Source organism: Pseudomonas sp. P4_C3 (genome assembly GCF_056402075.1).
Window position 1 is genome coordinate 1 of the sequence record NZ_JBFUIC010000082.1, and the last position, 20,473, is coordinate 20,473.

General features: G+C 61.0%; 17 protein-coding genes and 2 pseudogenes. 9 read left to right on the forward strand and 10 right to left on the reverse strand.

Annotation, left to right across the window (positions count from 1 at the left end; genetic code table 11):
* The coding region (locus AC1DVH_RS15285; protein ID WP_477754507.1) for a Na+/H+ antiporter NhaC family protein at window positions 1–618 on the reverse strand (618 nt) is incomplete at its 3' end.
* A 366-nt stretch (window positions 619–984) separates the two neighbouring features.
* On the opposite strand from AC1DVH_RS15285, the gene AC1DVH_RS15290 reads away from it, so the two are divergent.
* Entirely contained in the window at window positions 985–2,661 is a 1,677-nt protein-coding gene (locus tag AC1DVH_RS15290) for an MFS transporter (protein ID WP_477754508.1), read from the forward strand.
* A gap of 140 nt (window positions 2,662–2,801) precedes the next feature.
* On the opposite strand, the gene AC1DVH_RS15295 is transcribed toward AC1DVH_RS15290, so the two are convergent.
* From AC1DVH_RS15295 to AC1DVH_RS15305, 3 genes are read right to left on the reverse strand one after another with little or no spacing between them, the layout of a single operon-like run.
* Window positions 2,802–4,118 carry a sensor histidine kinase gene (locus AC1DVH_RS15295; protein ID WP_477754509.1) on the reverse strand — a complete coding sequence of 439 codons (1,317 nt, stop codon included), beginning with the start codon at window positions 4,116–4,118 and terminating at the stop codon, window positions 2,802–2,804.
* On the reverse strand, window positions 4,115–4,783 hold the full coding sequence (locus AC1DVH_RS15300) for a response regulator transcription factor (protein ID WP_477754510.1): 669 nt from the start codon (window positions 4,781–4,783) through the stop codon (window positions 4,115–4,117). The genes AC1DVH_RS15295 and AC1DVH_RS15300 overlap by 4 nt, the downstream gene beginning before the upstream one ends.
* 3 nt (window positions 4,784–4,786) lie before the next feature.
* A complete protein-coding gene (locus AC1DVH_RS15305; protein ID WP_477754511.1) occupies window positions 4,787–5,107 on the reverse strand; it encodes a PepSY domain-containing protein in 321 nt (106 codons plus the stop codon).
* A 316-nt stretch (window positions 5,108–5,423) separates the two neighbouring features.
* On the opposite strand from AC1DVH_RS15305, the gene AC1DVH_RS15310 reads away from it, so the two are divergent.
* The 4 genes from AC1DVH_RS15310 to codA all read left to right on the forward strand — a co-directional run bounded on the left by AC1DVH_RS15310 (window position 5,424) and on the right by codA (window position 9,308).
* Window positions 5,424–6,503, forward strand: a complete 1,080-nt coding sequence (locus AC1DVH_RS15310; RefSeq protein WP_477754512.1) for a patatin-like phospholipase family protein — start codon at window positions 5,424–5,426, stop codon at window positions 6,501–6,503.
* Between the two features lie 75 nt (window positions 6,504–6,578).
* Window positions 6,579–6,935, forward strand: coding sequence for a 6-carboxytetrahydropterin synthase QueD (queD, locus tag AC1DVH_RS15315; protein WP_108219187.1), 357 nt, complete (start codon window positions 6,579–6,581; stop codon window positions 6,933–6,935).
* A gap of 202 nt (window positions 6,936–7,137) precedes the next feature.
* A complete protein-coding gene (locus AC1DVH_RS15320) occupies window positions 7,138–7,968 on the forward strand; it encodes an alpha/beta fold hydrolase (protein WP_477754513.1) in 831 nt (276 codons plus the stop codon).
* Between the two features lie 95 nt (window positions 7,969–8,063).
* Window positions 8,064–9,308, forward strand: a complete 1,245-nt coding sequence (codA, locus tag AC1DVH_RS15325) for a cytosine deaminase (protein WP_477754514.1) — start codon at window positions 8,064–8,066, stop codon at window positions 9,306–9,308.
* Window positions 9,309–9,419: 111 nt separating this feature from the next.
* Here the strand turns inward: codA and AC1DVH_RS15330 are convergent, their stop codons facing one another.
* A complete protein-coding gene (locus AC1DVH_RS15330; protein ID WP_477754515.1) occupies window positions 9,420–10,412 on the reverse strand; it encodes a diaminopimelate epimerase in 993 nt (330 codons plus the stop codon).
* 165 nt (window positions 10,413–10,577) lie between these two features.
* On the opposite strand from AC1DVH_RS15330, the gene AC1DVH_RS15335 reads away from it, so the two are divergent.
* Complete coding sequence (locus AC1DVH_RS15335; protein WP_477754516.1) at window positions 10,578–11,729, forward strand: MFS transporter; 1,152 nt, start codon at window positions 10,578–10,580, stop codon at window positions 11,727–11,729.
* A gap of 175 nt (window positions 11,730–11,904) precedes the next feature.
* Here the strand turns inward: AC1DVH_RS15335 and AC1DVH_RS15340 are convergent, their stop codons facing one another.
* The gene (locus AC1DVH_RS15340; RefSeq protein WP_477754517.1) at window positions 11,905–13,299 is read right to left on the reverse strand and encodes an MFS transporter; all 1,395 of its coding nucleotides are present in this window, start codon (window positions 13,297–13,299) and stop codon (window positions 11,905–11,907) included.
* A gap of 686 nt (window positions 13,300–13,985) precedes the next feature.
* Between AC1DVH_RS15340 and AC1DVH_RS15345 the strand changes: the two are divergent.
* Window positions 13,986–14,182 (forward strand): annotated as a pseudogene (locus AC1DVH_RS15345) (MaoC/PaaZ C-terminal domain-containing protein); the annotation flags it as partial.
* Window positions 14,183–14,463: 281 nt separating this feature from the next.
* On the opposite strand, the gene AC1DVH_RS15350 reads toward AC1DVH_RS15345, so the two are convergent.
* From AC1DVH_RS15350 to AC1DVH_RS15360, 3 genes are read right to left on the reverse strand one after another with little or no spacing between them, the layout of a single operon-like run.
* A complete protein-coding gene (locus AC1DVH_RS15350) occupies window positions 14,464–15,372 on the reverse strand; it encodes a helix-turn-helix domain-containing protein (RefSeq protein ID WP_477754518.1) in 909 nt (302 codons plus the stop codon).
* Window positions 15,369–16,787 (reverse strand): aminotransferase, encoded by a 1,419-nt coding sequence (locus AC1DVH_RS15355; protein WP_477754519.1) that lies wholly within the window; start codon window positions 16,785–16,787, stop codon window positions 15,369–15,371. The genes AC1DVH_RS15350 and AC1DVH_RS15355 overlap by 4 nt, the downstream gene beginning before the upstream one ends.
* Window positions 16,788–16,826: 39 nt before the next feature.
* On the reverse strand, window positions 16,827–17,933 hold the full coding sequence (locus AC1DVH_RS15360; protein WP_477754520.1) for a polyamine ABC transporter substrate-binding protein: 1,107 nt from the start codon (window positions 17,931–17,933) through the stop codon (window positions 16,827–16,829).
* A gap of 217 nt (window positions 17,934–18,150) precedes the next feature.
* On the opposite strand from AC1DVH_RS15360, the gene AC1DVH_RS15365 reads away from it, so the two are divergent.
* Complete coding sequence (locus tag AC1DVH_RS15365) at window positions 18,151–18,933, forward strand: enoyl-CoA hydratase-related protein (protein WP_477754521.1); 783 nt, start codon at window positions 18,151–18,153, stop codon at window positions 18,931–18,933.
* The gene (locus AC1DVH_RS15370; protein WP_477754522.1) at window positions 18,930–20,111 is read left to right on the forward strand and encodes an acetyl-CoA C-acyltransferase family protein; all 1,182 of its coding nucleotides are present in this window, start codon (window positions 18,930–18,932) and stop codon (window positions 20,109–20,111) included. Before AC1DVH_RS15365 ends, AC1DVH_RS15370 begins: the two co-directional genes overlap by 4 nt.
* Window positions 20,112–20,321: 210 nt before the next feature.
* On the opposite strand, the pseudogene AC1DVH_RS15375 reads toward AC1DVH_RS15370, so the two are convergent.
* Window positions 20,322–20,473: pseudogene (locus AC1DVH_RS15375) on the reverse strand (type VI secretion IcmF C-terminal domain-containing protein); the annotation flags it as partial.

Below are 20,473 nucleotides of genomic sequence, written 5' to 3' on the forward strand. Positions count from 1 at the left end.
CAGCAGGCCCGCCACCATGCCCAGGGCCGGAATGCCCATGGCGTGGGTCACATTGATGCCGCTGATGTCCACACCGCTGCGGGCGACGTTAGCCAGCAGGATCTCATTGAGGAAGATGTTGCCAAAGCCCACCGGCAGAAACATGTAGGGCGTGATCAAACCGAAGGTCATGACACAGGCGATCAGGCGACGGTCCAGTTGCAGCCTGGTCAGCACATAAAGAAGCGGCGGCACCAGCAACGGAATGAACGCGATATGGATCGGCAGGATGTTCTGCGAGGCGATGGCCACGACCCAGAGCAGGCCGATCAGCAGCCATTTGACCTGGCCACCGCCGCTGGCGTGCTGGCGATCGACCATCGCCAGGGCCTTGTCGGCCAGCGCATGGGCCATGCCGGACTTGGCAATGGCCACGGCGAAAGCCCCGAGCAAGGCGTAGGACAACGCCACCGTCGCCCCGCCACCGAGGCCGCTGTTGAAAGCCTTGAGCGTCGCTTCGATCCCCAGGCCACCGGTCAAGCCACCGACCAGCGCACCGACGATCAGGGCGATCACCACATGCACGCGGGACAGGCTGAGTACCAGCATGATGCCGACCGCGGCAATTACTGCATTCATTGTCATACCTCTGGGCAAGCGAAAAGAGTCCGGCCGGCAGTCTGCGAGAGCCGCCAGCGGATAAAAGGAATGGGTTTTATTAGAGGGCGCGCACTTTGCCGTAGAGTCGGCGCGGTGTCAAAGCTCGTGGGGACTCTGAGTGTGCAGTGGATTGCGCTCCCACATTTGTTTCTGCGCGCAGCTCAATCAAATGATGGCGAGTGGATATCTGCCGGACCTTGATTATGCTTCATGGAACCTTGCAGCATTTTCTGGCGTCAACCTGAATGCAAGCCACGTAATCCAATGACTTCAGCCCCATGGCCTGGGTACGGTAAGTGTTGGTGGGAACTCCGGCCTACAACAAGAGCAAGACGGAGAATACTCATGGCAGCAATCGACAATACAGCCACGGGCAGCGCGCCCAACCACGGAATCACCAGGGAGGAACGCAAGGTCATTTTCGCCTCGTCCCTGGGCACCGTGTTCGAATGGTATGACTTCTACCTGTACGGTTCCCTCGCGGCGATTATCGCCAAGCACTTCTTCGCCGGTGTCAACGAAACGACTTCCTTCATCTTCGCCCTGCTCGCCTTCGCTGCCGGCTTCGCCGTGCGGCCCTTCGGGGCGATTGTGTTCGGTCGACTGGGCGACATGATCGGGCGTAAACACACGTTCCTCATCACCATCGTGATCATGGGTATTTCCACGGCTGTGGTGGGTTTGCTGCCGGGCTATGCAACCATCGGCGTAGCCGCGCCGATCATTCTGATCAGCCTGCGCCTTATGCAAGGCCTGGCGCTGGGCGGTGAATACGGCGGTGCAGCGACCTACGTGGCCGAACACGCACCCAAGGGCAAACGTGGCTACTTCACCTCGTGGATCCAGACGACAGCAACCCTCGGCCTGTTTCTTTCACTGCTGGTGATCCTCGCCTGCCGTACCGCTCTGGGCACCGAAGCCTTCGAAGCCTGGGGCTGGCGGATTCCGTTCCTGCTGTCGATCCTGCTGCTGATCGTCTCGGTCTACATCCGCCTGCAACTCAGCGAATCACCGGTGTTCATGAAAATGAAGGCTGAAGGCAAGGCGTCCAAGGCACCGCTGACCGAATCCTTCGCCCGCTGGGAAAACCTCAAGATCGTGATCATGGCCCTGCTCGGTGGCACCGCTGGCCAGGCCGTGGTCTGGTACACCGGGCAATTCTATGCGCTGTTCTTCCTGCTGCAGACGCTGAAGATCGACCCACAGACCGCCAACCTGCTAATTGCCGGCTCACTGCTGATCGGCACACCGTTCTTCGTCATATTCGGCAGCCTGTCTGACCGCATCGGTCGCAAGGGCATCATCATGGCCGGCTGCATCATCGCGGCACTGACTTACTTCCCGATCTTCCATGCGTTGACCCAATACGGTAACCCCGACGTGTTCATTGCGCAGGAGAAGAATCCGGTCACGGTAGTCGCCAATCCCGGTCAGTGCTCGTTCCAGTTCGACCCGGTGGGCAAGGCCAAATTCACCAGCTCCTGCGACCTGGCCAAGACCGTGCTGGCCAAAAAGGCCATCCCCTACAAGAACGTGAACGCCGAGCCGGGCGCCGTTGCGCAGGTGCGTATTGGCGAGAAAGTGATCGAGAGCTTCGAGGGCACCGGCATGCCCGCCGCCGACTTCAAGGCCAAAAACGACGCCTTTACCGCCACCCTCGTCACTACCCTCAAGGACGCCGGCTACCCCGAGAAGGCCGACCCGGCCAAGACCAACTACCCGATGGTGCTGTTGCTCCTGACCATCCTGGTGATCTACGTGACCATGGTCTACGGGCCGATCGCCGCCTGGCTGGTGGAACTGTTCCCGGCACGCATCCGCTACACCTCGATGTCGCTGCCCTATCACATCGGCAATGGCTGGTTCGGTGGTTTCCTGCCGACGGTGGCGTTTGCCATGGTGGCGGCCACGGGGGATATCTACTATGGGCTGTGGTATCCGATCGTCATCGCGGTGATGACGGCTGTGCTGGGTATTTTCTTCATGCCGGAAACCAAGGATCGGGAGATTCATCACACCTGAATCTGACACCCCACAATCCCTGTGGGAGCGAGCTTGCTCCGGGCGGCGATCCGACGATAGCGTCGGCACATTCAACATCAATGTGACAGACAGACCGCCATCGCGAGCAAGCTCGCTCCCACAGGGTTCCTGGTGTGGCTTCAAGTGTGTTTGGGCAACTCGACGGCTACCTTCAATCCGCCCCACTCGCTTTCCAGCAACGACAGTTTGCCGCCCCAGCTATCGACGATGTCGCGCACGATACCCAGCCCCAGACCATGCCCATGGGTTTGCTCATCCAGCCGCGTACCTCGACCAAACACCTGATCGCGACGCTCTTCGGGAATGCCCGGGCCATCATCTTCCACACTCAGTTCAAACCCCTGCGCCCGCTCGACCACACTCAGCCGCACCTCGGCATCCGCCCATTTGCAGGCGTTGTCCAGCAGGTTGCCCAGCAGTTCCAGCAGGTCTTCACGATCCCAGGGCAATTGCAGGCCGGGCGGTGCGCGGTAGCTCAGCGCCAGGTGTTCGCCATGGATCATGTTCAGGGTTGCCAGCAATCCGGGGAGTTCAGCATCGCAATCAAACAGCGCACCCGGCAGCGCATCGCCGGACAACCGCGCACGATTGAGTTCGCGATTGAGCCGTTGCTCGACCTGCTGCAGTTGTTCCTTGAGGACCTTGCGCAGTTGCGGGTGCGCCTCAAGCGGTTCGCTCGAGGCCAGGCTCAACAGCACCGCCAGCGGCGTTTTCAACGCGTGGCCGAGGTTGCCCAGGGCATTGCGCGAGCGCTTGAGGCTGTCTTCGGTGTGGGCCAGCAAGTGGTTGATCTGCGCCACCAGTGGCTCCAGCTCCACCGGCACCTGATCATCGAGTTGCGAGCGCTGGCCCTGTTGCAACTGCGCGATCTGTTCGCGCGCCTGCTCCAGCGGGCGCAAGGCGCGGCGCACGGTGATCCGTTGCAGCAACAGAATCACCAGCAGCCCGGTCAAACCGAGGCCCAACCCGAGCTGTTGCATAAGCCGGAAGCTTTCGCGTATTGGCGTGTAATCCTCGGCGACGCTGATGGAGATCGGCAACCCCGAACGTCGATAGTCCGTACGCAATACCAGCAACTGTTGCCCTTCCGGCCCCAGTTGCAGGTCGTCGTGCAGGCCGGGTTGATCGAGCGCTGGCAGCTCCTGATCCCATAAGGAACGGGAACGCCAATGGCCGTCGGCGAGATCGATGCGGAAATAATGCCCGGAAAACGGCCGCTGATAGGCCGGCGACAGGCGTCGTTCATCCAGTTGCAAGCCTTGCGGCCCGCGCACCAGTGCCGCCAGCAGGTTCTCGCTGTCATTGCGCAACCCGGCCTCGAGGTAGCGCTGCAAACCCATTTCGAACAGCCACAGGCTGGTTTGCGCCAGTATCAGGCCAACGACCACCATCACGCTGATCAGGCCCAGGCTCAAGCGGCGCTGGATCGATCTCACCGGGCTTGCCCGCCGAACAGGTAGCCCTGGCCGCGACGGGTTTCAATCACACTTTTGCCGAGCTTGCGGCGCAAATGGTTGACGTGGACCTCCAGCACATTGGAGTCGCGCTCGGTTTCACCGTCGTAGAGGTGCTCGGCGAGGTGGCTTTTGGAGAGGATCCGCTCGGGGTGCAGCATGAAATAACGCAACAGGCGAAACTCCGCGGCAGTCAGCTGAATGTCCGCACCGTCGCGGACAACGCACTGGCGACCTTCGTCCAGATGCAGACCGGCGGCCTTGAGCGTTGGCTGGTTGACCTGGCCATGGGAGCGGCGCAGCAACGCCTGGATGCGCAAAAACAGCTCTTCGGGATGAAACGGTTTGGTCAGGTAATCATCGGCGCCGGCCTTCAGGCCTTCGATGCGCTCGGCCCAGGAACCACGGGCGGTCAGGATCAGCACCGGCGTGGCCAGCCCTGTCGCGCGCCATTGCGCCAGCACCTCAAGCCCCGGCACGCCCGGCAAACCGAGGTCGAGGATGATCAGGTCGTAAGGTTCAGTACTGCCCTGATACACCGCGTCGCGACCATCGGCCAGCCAGTCCACCGCATAGCCCTGGCGGTTGAGACCGGCCAGCAGTTCGTCGGCCAGGGGCACATGGTCTTCCACCAGCAGCAAACGCATGGATCAGTCTTCCTTGTCTTTGAGTAAACGGCCGGTGGAGGCTTCGATGTCCAGTTCGCGAACCACGCCTTCAGGGGTCAGCAGCTCGACTTCATAAATGTAGACGTCATGTTTTTCTTCGAGCCCGGCTTCCAGCAGTTTCGCGCCGGGGTAGCGATCCATTGCCTGCTGCAGCAGTTGCTCCAGCGGCAGGATCACGCCCTGTTGACGCAGGCGCAGGGCTTCATCCTGGTCCAGGTCGTGGGCCATCACTGCCGAGCAAAAAGCCAGAAGCACCAGCGCTATCCAGCTGCCGGTGCATCGCTTGAATAGAAACACCTTCATTACCAATCCTGATGATCCTTGAGAACCTGCCCGCTGACAGCGTCTAATTCCAGATCCCGGTCGGTGCGAGTGGTGTGAGCTTCTCGAAAGCCACTATGGTATCAGCGTCGCGCTACCTCAGCGTTGCGTCGGGGTCCAGGCGAGCCATCTTAACCAGCTGAACTTAATTGAAGCTGAATTGCCATCATTGCCAACCCCACAAATCCTGTAGGAGCTGCCGAAGGCTGCGATCCTTTCTCACTTTCACTTGAGTCGCCTAGCAAAAGATCAAAAGATCGCAGCCTTCGGCAGCTCCTACACACACATCGAGACCGGTATGACCGCCATCCACATCAAGTCCCCTTCCCTGACCCTCAAGGCCGGTCCGCGCGCCTATGCGCACATCCGCGCCAACGGCCTTGACGCGGCCGAGGTCGGCACCTTGCCTGGCGCGGCCGGCGGTCCGAAGGCGCTGGGGATTCAGGGACTGGACCTGGCGCTGTTCGGCGAGTGGCTGCCGGCGGCACCGCGGGAACGCTCGCTGATTGGCGCATCGGTGGGTTCCTGGCGCTTCGCCAGCGCCTGCCTGCCGGACGCCGCCGAGGGCATCCGGCGTCTCGGGCAGCTGTACACCGAGCAGAATTTCGCCAAGGGCGTGACCATGGCGCAGATCAGCCAGAGCTCCCGGCGCATGCTCAATGACCTGCTCGACGGTCGCGATGCCTCGATCCTCGGCAACAGCGATTACCGCCTGAACATCATGGTGGTCAAAAGCCACGGCCTGCTCGCCGACGATCATCGCGCTCGCCTGGGGCTGGGCCTGTCCTCGGTCATCGCCGACAACCTGCGTGGCCGGGCGCGGCTGGCCCGGCACTTCGAACGCCTGATCATCCACGACCCGCGCCTGGCGCCGCCGGTCGATGCCTTGACTGACTTTCCGTCGCGCTTCGTCGCCCTCAATGCCGGCAACTTGCGCCAGGCCCTGCTGGCTTCGGGCTCGATCCCGATGGTGATGGAAGGCGTGCGCGACCTGCCGGGCGCTGGCGCCGGGACGTTCCGCGACGGCGGCCTGCTGGATTACCACCTGGACCTGCCCTACAGCGGCGACGACATCGTGCTCTACCCGCACTTCACCGACCGGGTGATTCCCGGCTGGTTCGACAAGACCCTGCCGTGGCGCCGCGCCTGCCCGGCTCGCTTGCAAAACGTGCTGCTGCTGGCGCCGTCGAAGGACTACCTGGCGCGCCTGCCCTACGGCAAACTGCCGGACCGTAACGATTTCAAGCGCTTCATGGGCGACGCCCCGAGCCGGCAGAAATACTGGCGCACGACCATGGATGAAAGCCGCCGCCTGGGCGACGAATTCCTCGAACTGGCCGCCAACGGTCGCCTCGGCGAGCGCTTGCTGACCCTTTAGTCAGGACAAACTGGTAAACTCGCCGCCTGCCCGAATCGCTGCGGCGAACGCCACCTGAACAGAGCTGAAAACACTGTGGAAATCTTCAAGGAATTTACTTTCGAATCCGCCCACCGCCTGCCCCACGTACCGGACGGCCACAAGTGCGGCCGCCTGCACGGTCACTCGTTCAAAGTGGCGATCCACCTGAGCGGCGACCTCGACCCGCACACTGGCTGGATCCGCGACTTCTCGGAAATCAAGGAAATCTTCAAGCCGCTGTACGAGCGCCTGGACCACAACTACCTGAACGACATTCCTGGCCTGGAAAACCCGACCAGCGAAGTGCTGGCCAAGTTTATCTGGCAGGAAATGAAGCCCCTGCTGCCGGAGCTCAGTGCAATCCGCATCCACGAGACCTGCACCAGCGGTTGCATCTATCGCGGCGAGTAAAGTCACTGCCCCCCTGTAGGAGCGAGCTTGCTCGCGATGGACGTCAGAGCACCGCGGGCTGCCAGATACCTCGCGTTATCGTTGACGTTCTTCGCGAGCAAGCTCGCTCCTACAGTTTGTCAGAGAAAAAGCAAACAGCCTTCATCGGCTGTTTTTTTATGCCTATGCTTTTTGCCTCTTCCCCCGCCAAGAGGACAAGCCCATGACTGACTGGCCGCTGGATCAGGTCTTTGCCTTCAACGGACATCAGGTGCGCTACGCCGTGCGCGGTGACGGCCCGCCGCTGGTGTTCGTGCATGGAACGCCCTTTTCTTCTTTCGTGTGGCACCGGATCGCGCCGTATTTCGCCGCCACTCACCGCGTCTACTACTTCGATCTGCTGGGCTACGGGCAGTCGGCACAACCCGACGACGATGTCTCGCTCGGTGTGCAAAACCAGTTGTTGGCGCAGTTGCTGGAGCATTGGCGCCTGGATTGCCCCGACGTGGTGGCCCACGACTTCGGCGGCGCCACCGCCCTGCGCGCGCATCTGCTCAATGGCAAGGATTACCGCAGCCTGACGCTGATCGACCCGGTGGCGCTGACGCCCTGGGGTTCGCCGTTCGTGCAGCATGTGCGTCAGCATGAAGCGGCGTTCAGCGGACTGCCCGATTACATCCAGCGCGCCATCGTGCCGACCTATATTCGCGGGGCGATCAAGCGGGAAATTCCCGACGCCGAACTCGCCCCCTACGTTCAGCCATGGCTGGGAGAGACGGGGCAAGCGGCGTTCTACCGGCAGATCGCGCAGATGGACGAGCGCTATACCTGCGAGGCCGAGGGCCTGTACCCGACGATTCGCTGTCCGGTGCAGATCCTGTGGGGAGAGGATGACCAGTGGATTCCCATCGAACGCGGGCAGGCGCTGCATCGGATGATTCCCGGATCGCAGTTTTATCCGATTCCCAACGCCGGTCATCTGGTTCAGGAAGATGCACCCGAAGCGGTCGTCGCCGCTCTTATGCGATTTTTACCCCTGCAACTATCTACCTGAACAAACCCGCTCCCACATTTTGAACTGGCGGGATTCGCCGCAGGCGAGCTAACGTAAGGATATTGCCTACACGATTCGCCAAAAGGATCTGCCCGATGCACATCATCAACGCCCGTCTGCGCAACCAGGAAGGCCTGCATGAGTTGTACCTGGAAAACGGCCTGATCAGCAGCATCACCCGCCAGATCGAAGCCCCGACCCTGGGCCCCGACGATCTGGATGCCGGCGGCAATCTGGTGGTGCCGCCCTTTGTCGAACCGCACATCCACCTCGACGCTACCCTGACCGCCGGTGATCCGCGCTGGAACATGAGCGGCACGCTGTTCGAAGGTATCGAGTGCTGGGGCGAACGCAAGGCGACCATCACCCACGAAGACACCAAGACCCGGGCCAGGAAAACCATCCAGACCCTCGCCGCCCACGGCATCCAGCATGTGCGCACCCACGTCGACGTCACCGACCCGCAATTGACCGCGCTCAAGGCGATGCTCGAAGTGCGCGAGGAAAGCCGGCATCTGGTCGATATGCAAATCGTCGCGTTCCCCCAGGAAGGCATCGAGTCCTACCGCAATGGTCGAGAATTGATGGAGGAAGCCATCCGCATGGGCGCGGACGTGGTGGGTGGTATTCCGCATTTCGAGTACACCCGCGACCAGGGCGTCAGCTCGGTGAAGTTCCTCATGGACCTGGCCGAACGCAGCGGTTGTCTGGTGGACGTGCATTGCGACGAAACCGACGATCCGCATTCGCGCTTTCTCGAAGTGCTCGCCGAAGAGGCCCGCAGCCGCGACATGGGTTCGCGGGTCACGGCCAGCCACACCACCGCCATGGGCTCCTACGACAACGCCTACTGCGCCAAACTGTTTCGCCTGCTCGGCCATTCGGGGATCAGCTTTGTCTCCTGCCCCACTGAAAGCATCCACCTGCAAGGTCGCTTCGACAATTTCCCGAAACGCCGGGGCGTGACCCGGGTCAACGAGTTGCTGGAAGCGGGCATGAACGTGTGCTTCGGCCAGGATTCGATCGTCGACCCGTGGTATCCACTGGGCAACGGCAACATTTTGCGGGTGCTCGAAGCCGGGCTGCACATCTGCCACATGCTCGGTTATCGCAACCTGCAAAGTGCGCTGGACTTGGTGACGGACAATAGCGCCAAAGCCATGAACCTCGGCGATCGCTATGGCCTGGAGCGTGGGCGGCCGGCGAATCTGCTGATTCTGTCGGCAGAGAGTGATTACGAGGTGATCCGCAGCCAGGGGTTGCCGTTGTATTCGGTGCGTGCGGGCAAGGTGTTGATGAAGCGGACGATGCCGGTGGTGGAGTTCAGTGGGCTGAGCTGAAACTTGCACTTGCTGGACTGGCCCCATCGCGAGCAGGCTCGCTCCTACAGTGGTTATATGTCGTTCACAAAACCTGTAGGAGCGAGCCTGCTCGCGATGGCTATTTCGAAGTCAATCGATCATTCGAGCCGTACCAAACAGGCTGACCCGACTCAATTCCCCCAACTCTTCCTCCAGCAAGATCGGCGCCGTGCCACCCGGCATCGTCACCTTGACCTCCCCGGCGCCGACCCAACCTGCCCGCCAGGCCGCACAGGCCACCGCGCTGGCACTGGTCCCCGACGACGCCGTCGGCCCCTCGCCCCGCTCGAATACCCGTGCGGCGATGTGCCCTTCGGACACGCGCATTGCCCATTGCAGATTGATCCCCGCCGGACAAGGTTTGCCTGCACCAACCGGCATGGCATAGGCAATCCGCGTCAGCCCCTCACCCAGCGCCGGCTCACGCATCTGCTCGTTGCTCGGCAGGTCCTCGGCACTTTCCACCAGCGTCACGCAATGGGGATTGCCGACCCGCGCGAACTGGCTGCGCGACCATGCACTATTGAGTACCGCCAATTGTTCAACGTGGCTGAGTTCGCGACCATTGAACACCACCGCTTCAACCCCGTGAGCACTGACCGCCGACGGCCCGAATCCCGGCTGGCCCAGGTCGAGCCAGAAACCCTTTACGCCATCGACCTCTGCGGCTTTCACCGAAGTCTGCCCCGGCGAAGGCGTATCAGCCTTGTCGTGATGAACCCTGAGCAGACAGGCTTCGTTCTGCGGCAACAGCCCTTGATCGCTGAGGGCCTGGGAAAAAATCGTCAGCCCGTTGCCACTGCGCTCGGCCAGGGTACCGTCGGTGTTGACGATCAACAGATCAAAGGGAGGCGACGACTGAAACGGTCCGACCAGCAAACCGTCGCTGCGATGATCTTTGCTGCCGGACGGTTGAGTACCTGGAGCCCAGCTGCAGCAAGCCTCGATCGCGGCTATCGCCCAGGCTTCCAGGGTTTGCGCTGCCTGGCTGGCCTGATGGGGCAAGTCGATGCCCTGGCGGCGCAATTCTTCTGGCGCTACCACGATGTAAATATTGCCCCGTGCATCGTACCTCTGCGCCATGGCGCCCTCCGCGTGTCATTGGAATGGCTCAACATATCGCGAAAAACACCGGCGCTGTGCAACGATGTCGTCCTGTACGACCGTAGAACTTTCCGGGCACTGATCGAACCCTCACAGGCCGATCACTGTCCGTTGAGGACGCGACGCTTTTTGCCAAGGATTGTTATGACCAGCCTCAACAGCCAAACCACCTTCGTTCCCGGCCGCCTGGAACAAATGTCCACGCGCATCGCCTTTTTCATCGCCGGGTTCGGCATCGCCGCGTGGGCGCCGTTGGTGCCCTATGCCAAGTCCCGGGCCGGGCTGGATGAAGGCACCCTGGGATTGTTGCTGCTGTGCCTGGGGGTGGGTTCGATTCTGGCGATGCCGTCGGCCGGGATCCTGGCCACGCGTTTCGGCTGCCGGCGGGTGACGACCGGCGGCACCCTGCTGATCTGTGCCGCCCTGCCGCTGCTGGCGACGGTGTCGTCGATTCCGGCCCTGATCGCTGCCTTGTTCATGTTCGGCGCGGGTCTCGGTACTGTGGATTCGACGGTCAACCTGCAAGCTGTGATCGTCGAGCGCGCCAGCGGCAAAAACATGATGTCGGGGTTCCATGGCCTGTTCAGCCTGGGCGGGATTGTCGGCGCAGCGGGTGTCAGCGGTTTGCTTGGCCTGGGGATTTCCCCGTTGGGGGCCACGCTGGTGGTGATCGTGATGTTGCTGATCGCGCTGGCCAAGGCCGTGCCGCACCTGTTGCCCTACGGCAGCGAGAGTTCGGGGCCGGCGTTTGCGGTACCCCATGGCATCGTCCTGTTTATCGGCGGCATGTGCTTCATCGTGTTCCTCGCCGAAGGTGCGGCGCTGGACTGGAGCGCGGTGTTCCTGGCACAGGAACGCGGTATCGACACGGCGTATGCGGGGCTCGGGTATGCGGCGTTTGCCCTGACCATGACGGCCGGGCGTTTGACCGGTGACAAAATCGTGCGACGACTGGGCGCGACACGGGTGATTGTGTTCGGCGGGCTGACGGCTGCCGCAGGCTTGTTCCTGGCGACGTTTGCATCGAGCTGGGAGGCCGCGTTGGTGGGTTATGCGCTGCTGGGTGCCGGTTGTTCGAACATCGTGCCGGTCCTGTACACCGCGGTCGGCAAACAGACGGTCATGCCCGAAAGCATCGCCGTGCCGGCCATAACCACTCTTGGTTATGCGGGCATTCTGGCGGGGCCGGCCGTGATCGGCTTCATCGCCCATGGCAGCAGCCTGAGTTTTGCCTTTGCCTTGATGGCGCTGTTGCTGGTGGCGGTGGCCATTGGCGGGAAAGTGTTGAAGGTCTGAAAAAATTCCACCGGTAAGCCCCCGAACCCAATGTGGGAGATCAATCGCCTCCGACTACAAAATCCCCGCCATTCAAAGCGCACCAAACCTGAAACGCAAAAGGCCGCTGATTGCTCAGCGGCCTTGTTCAATCCGATGGGTTACTCCGTTTTGCAGACGTCATCGAAGCCGTCATTCACAGGTCGGTAATTTCCTTATGGCGAGGCACCAGCATCTTCATCACACTCCACGCCACCAGATAGGCCAGCGCGCAGACGGCGAACATGATCATGTAGCCGGTACGGATTTCACCCACCGATTTGTAATAGTCAAACACCCAGCCACCGATCTTGGTCAGCAAGACTCCGCCTAACCCACCCGCCATACCGCCAATGCCGACCACGGACGCGACGGTCTTTTGCGGAAACATGTCGGACACCGTGGTGAAGATGTTGGCCGACCAGGCCTGATGCGCCGACGCGCCCACACCAATCAGCAACACCGGTACCCAGACGCTGATGTGACCCAATGGCTGCGCCAACAGCACCACCAATGGGAAAACGGCAATCACCAGCATGGCTTTCATGCGGCCGTCATACGGCTTGTCGCCACGTGCCATGAAATAGCTGGGGAACCAGCCGCCGCCAATACTGCCCACCATGGTCATGCTGTACAGCACGGCCAGTGGCACCACGATGGCTGCGCCTTTCAGGCCGTACTGCTCCGACAGGTAGGTCGGAAGCCAGAATAGAAAGAACCACCACACACCATCGGTCATGAACTTGCCGAAGGCAAACGCCCACGTCTGACGGTATTTCAGCAATTGGAACCACGAAACCTTTTTGCCAACGCCCGTCTGCACAGCGGCGCTAGCGTGGGAATCACTGCGGATGTGCGCCAGTTCCTGCGCCGACAGGCGCTTCTGCTGCTCCGGCTTGTCGTAAAACGCCAGCCATACGCCCATCCAGATAAAGCCCAGCATGCCGATTACGATGAACGCTGCCTGCCAGCCCCACAGGCCAGCGATCAGCGGCACCGAAATGGGTGCCAGGATCGCGCCGACGTTGGCCCCGGAGTTGAAAATACCGGTGGCGAAGGAGCGTTCCTTCTTCGGAAAATACTCAGCGGTGACCTTGATTGCGGTCGGGAAGTTGGCCGATTCACCGACCGCCAGCACAGCGCGCGACAGCATGAAGCCGGCGATCGAGACCGGGATGACCGCAATACCGAGCGCGCCACAGATGGCGGCGATGCCCTCGCCCATGGGTTCTGCAAAGGCGTGCATGATCGCGCCGGTCGACCAAATACAAATCGCCACCACAAAAGCAGCCTTGGTGYCGATCTTGTCGACCACTCGCCCCGCGAACAGCATGGAAATCGCGTACGTGAACTGGAACACGGCGGCAATGTTGGCGTAATCCGTGTTGCTCCAACCAAATTGCCTCGACAGATCCGGTGCCAACAGGCTGAGCACCTGGCGGTCGAGGTAATTGACGGTGGTTGCAAAAAACAACAATGCACAAATGGTCCATCGGTATTTACCGACAGACTGGCTGACGCGTTGCGCGGTAATTGGCTCGTTCAGGTTCATGGCATCACTTTATTGTAGATTTTTGGTGATGATCTCTCGGTATAAAACGAGATCGATTGGGCCGCGGGGCTTCAGTTCAATGCATCAGTCCACGACGAAACGGGCCATATTCCGCGGAGAGATTGGGCCAACTCGGAACATCAGGGGCGAGAGGGAGGCGATTGGATTCATGTTGATATCGACACTCTTATTATTTTTAAAATTAGACCCGCATGTCATACGTCGTCGTATGACATGTGAGATTTATAGACAGTCCCATGGGGCACTGTCAACAAGAAAACCCCTTAGACCTGAACGCCCTGACCGCCCTAAAAATGCGATACATAATCGAATAACGTCGTTAAACAGGCTCTTGGACCCAGATTACGCGACTCTCCGCTCGCTCCCTTGTCAGTTTTTAACGTGGTTATCGACCCCTCCTCGTTGTACGACAACTAACAGCAAACCCGTCAGGATCCGCCCCACTACGCTAAATCAGGCACAGAGCCAAAGGAATCTGGCAGGCATTCAAATGCAGCCATTCACCGGCTGTAGCAAAGTGCGGGCATGCCTGTCATCGGCTGTTCCAAAGGAGCCCGGAATGCTCATCTCCCTTGCATTGCGAAACAGAAAACCGCTGGCCCGCCTCGAGGCTTGATCGGTGCGAGAGCATCGCGATGGGCGAGTTCGCAGCAATCCGGCGCCGGGGGCCGGTACTCGCCAACTATGGCCTGGACACCTTGCGCTTCATCAACCCGGTGGGCATCGGCGACACCATCCAGGCGCGCCTGACCTGCAAGCGCAAGATCGACCAGGGCATCCCGCAAGGGGGGCGTGGGATGTGGAAGTCACCAACCAGCTGGGTGAGCTGGTGGCGAGCCATGACATTCTCACCTTGGTCGTAAACGCGAAGACTAACGCAACACCTGTAGGAGCGAGCCTGCTCGCGATGACGGAGTGTCAGCCAACATCAATGGACCTGACAGACCGCTATCGCGAGCAAGCTCGCTCCCACAGTTGTAAATGGTTGACCACAGATTTTTCGACCAACCCAGAACCTTGTGGGAGCGAGCTTGCTCGCGATGAGGGCGTGTCAGTCGACATCAATGGTGCTGACAGACTGCTATCGCGAGCAGGCTCGCTCCCACATTTGATCTCCGTTGACCACAAGTTTGAGGTCAATCTTCAATTCCTGCGCAACCACTCGATAAACAGCGCAAACAGTTCCGACTGCGAACCCACTTCCAACTTCAGGTACAGGTTCTTGCGGTGCATGCGCACGGTTTCCGGCGAGATGCTCATCTGGCTCGCGGTGGATTTCACCGAATGCCCGCGCAACACCATGTGCGCCACTTGCCGCTCGCGTTCGGTCAGCAACTCACAACCGAAGTTCTCGAACGCCGCCTGCACGCGATGCTTGAGATCATCGCGTTTGCCTTGCTCGTTATCGCGCTCAATCCCGGTATTGCGCAGCAGTCCACGCTGACTGAACTCGCTGATGAATTCACGCACCAGCGGTTCCACGGCGCGCAGCAGATTCAACTGTTCGGCGCTCAGGCATTCACCGCCGAAACCCTGATAGAGGCTGACGGAAATCTTCGTGTCATTGCCGGTATCGACGATGTAGTAGCTGTCTTCCGAGCAGCCCGCCTTCAGGTAATAGGATTTGTAGTAGTCACTCTCGAAGAAGTTGTCTGGAGCAATCTCCTCCAGGTGATAGAACCCTTGCGCCAACCCCTGCTCCACCGCCAGGCAGAAGGGATCGAGCAAATAACCCCCGGCAAAATAGCGCTCCAGAATCGAGACCTGATACTCCTGGGCAATCCCGCGCTGATGCAGCAACTGTGGCGCGCGGTCCTTGCGCTCCAGGCTGATCATCATCGACTCAACGGACACCAGTTGCGCCAACGCCGACGCCAGGTGTTGCAGGGCGTCAGGCTCATCGATATGGGCGAATGCCTCGCGCATTCCCCCATGCCATTTGTGCAATGCCCCGAAGGGCATCGCGATCAGCGTATCGTCGTCTGGTTTGCTCATGCCCCGCAGTCTAGCGGCTGGACAATCCCTTGGTAACAGCCTGACTGACGAAATCATTCGCCCGCGTACTGTCCGCTCGCTTCAAGCTCGGCGGCCACTTGCAGAATGCATTCGCGCAAGGTCTCGACGATTTCATCGACCTGGGCAAACGTCAGGATCAGCGGTGGCGACATCACGTTGAGGTGCATGATCGGCCGCACCAGCAAGCCCCGGGCCTGGGCCCGCACGTGGATTTTCTCGCCGATGTTGATCTCGTCGGGGAACAACGCCTTGGTGCGTTTATCGGCGACGAACTCCACGCAGGCCATGAGTTTCTGGCAGCGCACATCCCCCACCAGCGGCAAGTCCCGCAGGGTTGCCAGGCGCTCTTCCAGATAAGCGCCCACCGTATCGACATGGGCCAGCAAGTTCTCCCGCTCGATGATTTCGATGTTCTTCAGCGCCGCGGTGCAGCACACCGGGTGGCCGCTGTAGGTGAAGCCGTGGGTGAAACAGCGGCCCTTGCCCGGCTCGGCGATGACCTTCCAGATGCGCTCGGAAAAGATGCACGCGCCCAGCGGCAGGTAAGCCGAGGTCAGGCCTTTGGCGGTGGTGATGATGTCGGGCTGCACGTCGAACACATCGTAGGAGGCAAAGAACTTGCCCAGTCGCCCGAACGAAGTCACCACTTCGTCGGCGACGAACAGGATGTCGTAGCGCTGGCACACGTCCCACATGCGCTTGAGGTAGCCCTGTGGCGGAATGATCACCCCGCCGGAGCCCATGATCGGTTCGGCAAAGAAACCGGCGACCTTGTCCGCGCCCATCGAGAGGATCTTGTCTTCGAACTCCTTGACCAGGAATTCGAGGAACTGCGCCTCGTCCATGCCGTCCGGCGCTCGGTACGGGTTCGGGTTGGAGACGTGGTGGATCAGCGGGTTGGCGTAGTCGAACTCCGGCACACGGTCGGCGGCCTTGTTGCCGATCGACATGGTCAGGGTGGTGGAGCCGTGATAGGCGTTGAACCGGGCGATGACGTGCTTCTTCTCGGGTTTGCCACGGCAGTTCTGGTAGTACTGGATCAGCCGGTACGCAGTGTCCACGGCGGTGGAGCCGCCGGTGGTCAGGAACACATGGTCGAGGTCGCCGGGAGCGAGGCTGGCGAGTTTTTCGCACAGCTGAATCGCCACGTTATTCGACATGTCGGAAAACGGATTGGAATAGGCCAGTTGCCGTACCTGATCGGCGATGGCCTCGGCCATTTCCTCACGGCCCAAGCCAATGTTGGTGCACCACATGCCGCCCACGGCATCAAGAAAGCGGTTGCCCTGGGTGTCATAGATGTAGGCGCCATCGCCAGCGACGATGTTCAGCGAGCCTTGTTCGGCGTGTTCGTCGAACACGTGGTAGCCGTGCATGTGATGGGCCTTGTCGGCCTTGACCAGTCTGGACTCATCCGCCGGCGAAAGTACGGTGCGTGTTGGAGTCGCCATAAATAAACCTCTAACCGAATTGACTAACGATCGAACAAATCAGATGCCGCTTTTCACGGTGCTCCAGACCCGGGTAATCGCCCGCATGTCCTTGGCGTCCTGGGTCTTCTGCGGGAACAGGCGCTCGCGGGTTTGCGCGTCGGGGTAGATCGCCGGGTTGTCGCGCACAGCGGCGTTCAACAACGGTGTGGCCGCGGCGTTACTGTTGGCGTAATTGATGAAGTCGCTCACGTCCGCCATCACCTGCGGTTGCATCAGGTATTCGAGAAACTTGTGGGCATTGGCGACGTGGGGCGCGTCCGCCGGGATGTACAGGTTGTCGAACCAGATCAGCGAGCCTTCCTTGGGGATGAAGTACGCCAGGTCGATCTTCTTCCTGGCTTCCGCCGCACGGGCCATGGCCGTGGCGTAATCGCCGGACCAGGTCATGGCCATGCACACGTCGCCGTTGGGCAGGCTGGTCAGGTAATTGACCGAGTCGAATTTGCGGATGTAGGGCCGCACCGACAGCAGCAAGTCCTGGGCGGCTTTCAGATCTTCCGGTGCGGCGCTGCGTGGATCACGCCCCAGGTACTTCAGGGCCATGGGAATGACTTCGGTCGGGGCATCGAGCAGGGTCACGCCGCAATCGGCGAAGCGCGAGACGATCTTCGGGTCGAAGACCATCGCCAACGAACCGATCGGCGCGTCCGGCATGCGTTCCTTGATCTTGTCGACGTTGTAGGTGACGCCGTTGCTGCCCCAGGTATAAGGCGCCGAGTACGTGGTGCCCGGATCATACCCTTGCAGATCCTCCAGGACTTTCGGGTCCAGGTTGGTCCAGCCCGGCAGCTGTTTTTTGTCCAGCGGTTGGAACACCTTGGCCTTGATCAGCGGTGGTGCCAGGGACGCATTCAACACGATCAGGTCATAACCGGAGTGGCCGGTGAGCAATTTGGCCTGCACCGTTTCGTAGGCATCGAAGGTGTCGTAGATGACTTTGATGCCGGTGGCCTTTTCGAAGTCGGCCACGGTTTTTTCACCGATGTAATCCGCCCAGTTGTACAACCGCAGCGTATGGCTGTCGTCCACTTGAGCGGCGTAGGCATTCAATGTCAGCGGTACAACAAACAGACTGGAAATCACCTTAAGCAGCGTCTTGCCCATAGCAAATGCACCTTATAGCGAGTTCGGCTCTGGATGAGCGGATGCCTTCACTATTGGTGGATTCGCCGGGCACAGCCATACCCCGAATGGGTGTGTGTCGCTTTTTGGCTCACCGGCATGGCAAAAAGCGGCAGTACGGTTGACCCGTTTTGCCATAGATCCGGGGTTTGTCCGGCGCTTAAAGTGGCCACCTGATCCGAACGACCCTGGGTTTGCGATGACCGACCTGATCAAACACGAGCAACGCGACGGTGTGCTGACGCTGACCATCGACCGCCCGGACAAGCTCAACGCCCTCAACAATGCCATGTACTCGCAGTTGGCCGACCTGTTGCAGGCCGCCGACGAAGACGAGCAGACCGGTGTGATCATCCTCACCGGTGGCCCGACCTGCTTCACCAGCGGCAATGACCTGGTGGATTTCCTCCAGCACCCGCCGACTCATCTGGACGCCCCGGCGTTCCACCTGATGAAGGTCGTCACGCGCCTGCAAAAACCGCTGGTCGCGGCAGTCTGCGGGGCGGCCATCGGCATCGGCACCACGTTGTTGCTGCATTGCGATCAGGTGCTGGTCACCCGTAACGCCAAGCTGCGCATGCCGTTCGTCAACATCGGCCTGTGCCCCGAATTTGGCGCCAGCCTGTTGCTGCCACGCCGGCTCGGCCATGCCCGCGCCGCGAGCCTGCTGCTGTTGGGCAACGGCCTGGACGGCAACGAAGCGGTGGCCTGGGGCCTGGCCAACGAAGCCTTTGATAACGGCGAGCAATGCCTGGCGGCGGCGACAAAAATCGCCCAGCGCTTCCTGGCCATGCCCCAGCAAGCCTTGCGCCAGTCCCGGCAGCTGATGAAACAGGCTTCCCTGACCGAACTGGAAGCCACCCTGCGCGAAGAAAACACGCTGTTCATCCAGCGCCTGAATACCGACGAGGCGAAAACCGCCTTGAACGCCCTGCTCAATCGCAGTACAGACAAGAATCCACCGAAAGGAAACCAGCCATGAACACTCCAGAAATCTACGTCGTCAGCGCCGCCCGTACCGCCATCGGTACGTTCGGTGGTTCGCTCAAGGACGTGCCACTGGCCGATCTCGCGACCACGGCCGTGAAAGCCGCCCTGGAGCGAGCCGCCGTGGACCCGGCGCTCGTTGGCCATCTGGTGATGGGCAACGTGATCCCGACCGAAACCCGCGATGCCTACATCTCCCGCGTCGCGGCGATGAACGCCGGCATCCCGAAGGAAACCCCGGCCTACAACGTCAACCGCCTGTGCGGTTCGGGCCTGCAAGCGATCATCAACGCCGCCCAGACCCTGATGCTCGGCGATGCCGACATCGTCGTCGGCGCCGGTGCCGAATCCATGAGCCGCGGCCCGTACCTGATGCCGGCCGCCCGTTGGGGTTCGCGCATGGGCAACGCCCAGGTCATCGACTACATGCTCGGCATCCTGCATGACCCGTTCCATGGCATCCACATGGGCATCACCGCCGAGAACGTCGCCGCGCGCAACGGCATCACCCGCGAAATGCAGGACGCCCTGGCCCTGGAAGACCAGCAACGCGCGGCCCACGCGATTGCCAACGGCTACTTCAGCGAGCAGATCGCGACCGTGGAAATCCAGGATCGCAAAGGCGTCAAACTGTTCAGCGTCGACGAACATCCGCGCGCCACGTCCCTGGAACAGCTGGCAGCGATGAAGCCGGCGTTCAAGAAGGACGGTTCGGTCACCGCCGGCAACGCCTCGGGCCTCAACGACGGCGCCGCCGCACTGGTCATGGCCAGCGGCAACGCGGTCCAGGCCAACAACCTGAAGCCACTTGCCCGCCTGGTCAGCTACGCCCATGCCGGCGTCGAACCTGAGTTCATGGGCCTGGGCCCGATCCCGGCCACGCGCCTGGCGCTCAAGCGCGCCGGCCTGACCGTCGCCGACCTGGACGTGATCGAAGCCAACATCGCCTTCGCCGCCCAGGCCTGCGCCGTCAGCCAGGAACTGGACCTCGACCCGGCCAAGGTCAACCCGAACGGCTCGGGCATCGCCCTGGGCCACCCGGTGGGCGCAACCGGCGCAATCATCGCCACCAAGGCCATCCACGAACTGCACCGCACCGGCGGCCGTTACGCGCTGGTGACCATGTGCATCGGTGGTGGTCAGGGGATTGCGGCGATTTTCGAACGCGTCTAAGCAATAGCCGAAAAAAGGCCGGTGATCGCGCAGATCACCGGCCTTTTTTTCATTTCCGTGCGCCGATTGTTTGATGGTTTTTATCCACGAACGGTTCGCAATCCGTCATTACCGCTCCCTCCACGCCACCTGACCACCGGCAGCAAAAATCAACTGCCTGACCCTCTCCATCGCACGCTTCACCAGCAAACCTGTTGCCACGGGTCGAAATCAGCGCGACACCTTTTCACCCTCGCCAAGAAAAATCTGCGTCGGCAGCCTGAAGCCACGCAACTTGAGCAGCGCCAGCGGTCCCGCGCCCAGTTCGGTGCGCAGGTGCCAGGTCAGGCCCAGGCCGTCCGGGGCCTTGAGCACCATGCGGT

Excerpts from the sequence above, each read along its gene's own strand:
- AC1DVH_RS15335 (WP_477754516.1), top strand. The coding sequence starts at position 10,578 with ATGACCAGCCTCAACAGCCAAACCACCTTCGTTCCCGGCCGCCTGGAA.
- AC1DVH_RS15360 (WP_477754520.1), bottom strand. The coding sequence starts at position 17,933 with ATGGGCAAGACGCTGCTTAAGGTGATTTCCAGTCTGTTTGTTGTACCG.
- AC1DVH_RS15290 (WP_477754508.1), top strand. The coding sequence starts at position 985 with ATGGCAGCAATCGACAATACAGCCACGGGCAGCGCGCCCAACCACGGA.
- AC1DVH_RS15355 (WP_477754519.1), bottom strand. The coding sequence starts at position 16,787 with ATGGCGACTCCAACACGCACCGTACTTTCGCCGGCGGATGAGTCCAGA.
- AC1DVH_RS15305 (WP_477754511.1), bottom strand. The coding sequence starts at position 5,107 with ATGAAGGTGTTTCTATTCAAGCGATGCACCGGCAGCTGGATAGCGCTG.
- AC1DVH_RS15365 (WP_477754521.1), top strand. The coding sequence starts at position 18,151 with ATGACCGACCTGATCAAACACGAGCAACGCGACGGTGTGCTGACGCTG.
- AC1DVH_RS15310 (WP_477754512.1), top strand. The coding sequence starts at position 5,424 with ATGACCGCCATCCACATCAAGTCCCCTTCCCTGACCCTCAAGGCCGGT.
- AC1DVH_RS15300 (WP_477754510.1), bottom strand. The coding sequence starts at position 4,783 with ATGCGTTTGCTGCTGGTGGAAGACCATGTGCCCCTGGCCGACGAACTG.
- codA (WP_477754514.1), top strand. The coding sequence starts at position 8,064 with ATGCACATCATCAACGCCCGTCTGCGCAACCAGGAAGGCCTGCATGAG.
- AC1DVH_RS15370 (WP_477754522.1), top strand. The coding sequence starts at position 18,930 with ATGAACACTCCAGAAATCTACGTCGTCAGCGCCGCCCGTACCGCCATC.
- AC1DVH_RS15330 (WP_477754515.1), bottom strand. The coding sequence starts at position 10,412 with ATGGCGCAGAGGTACGATGCACGGGGCAATATTTACATCGTGGTAGCG.
- AC1DVH_RS15350 (WP_477754518.1), bottom strand. The coding sequence starts at position 15,372 with ATGATTTCGTCAGTCAGGCTGTTACCAAGGGATTGTCCAGCCGCTAGA.
- AC1DVH_RS15320 (WP_477754513.1), top strand. The coding sequence starts at position 7,138 with ATGACTGACTGGCCGCTGGATCAGGTCTTTGCCTTCAACGGACATCAG.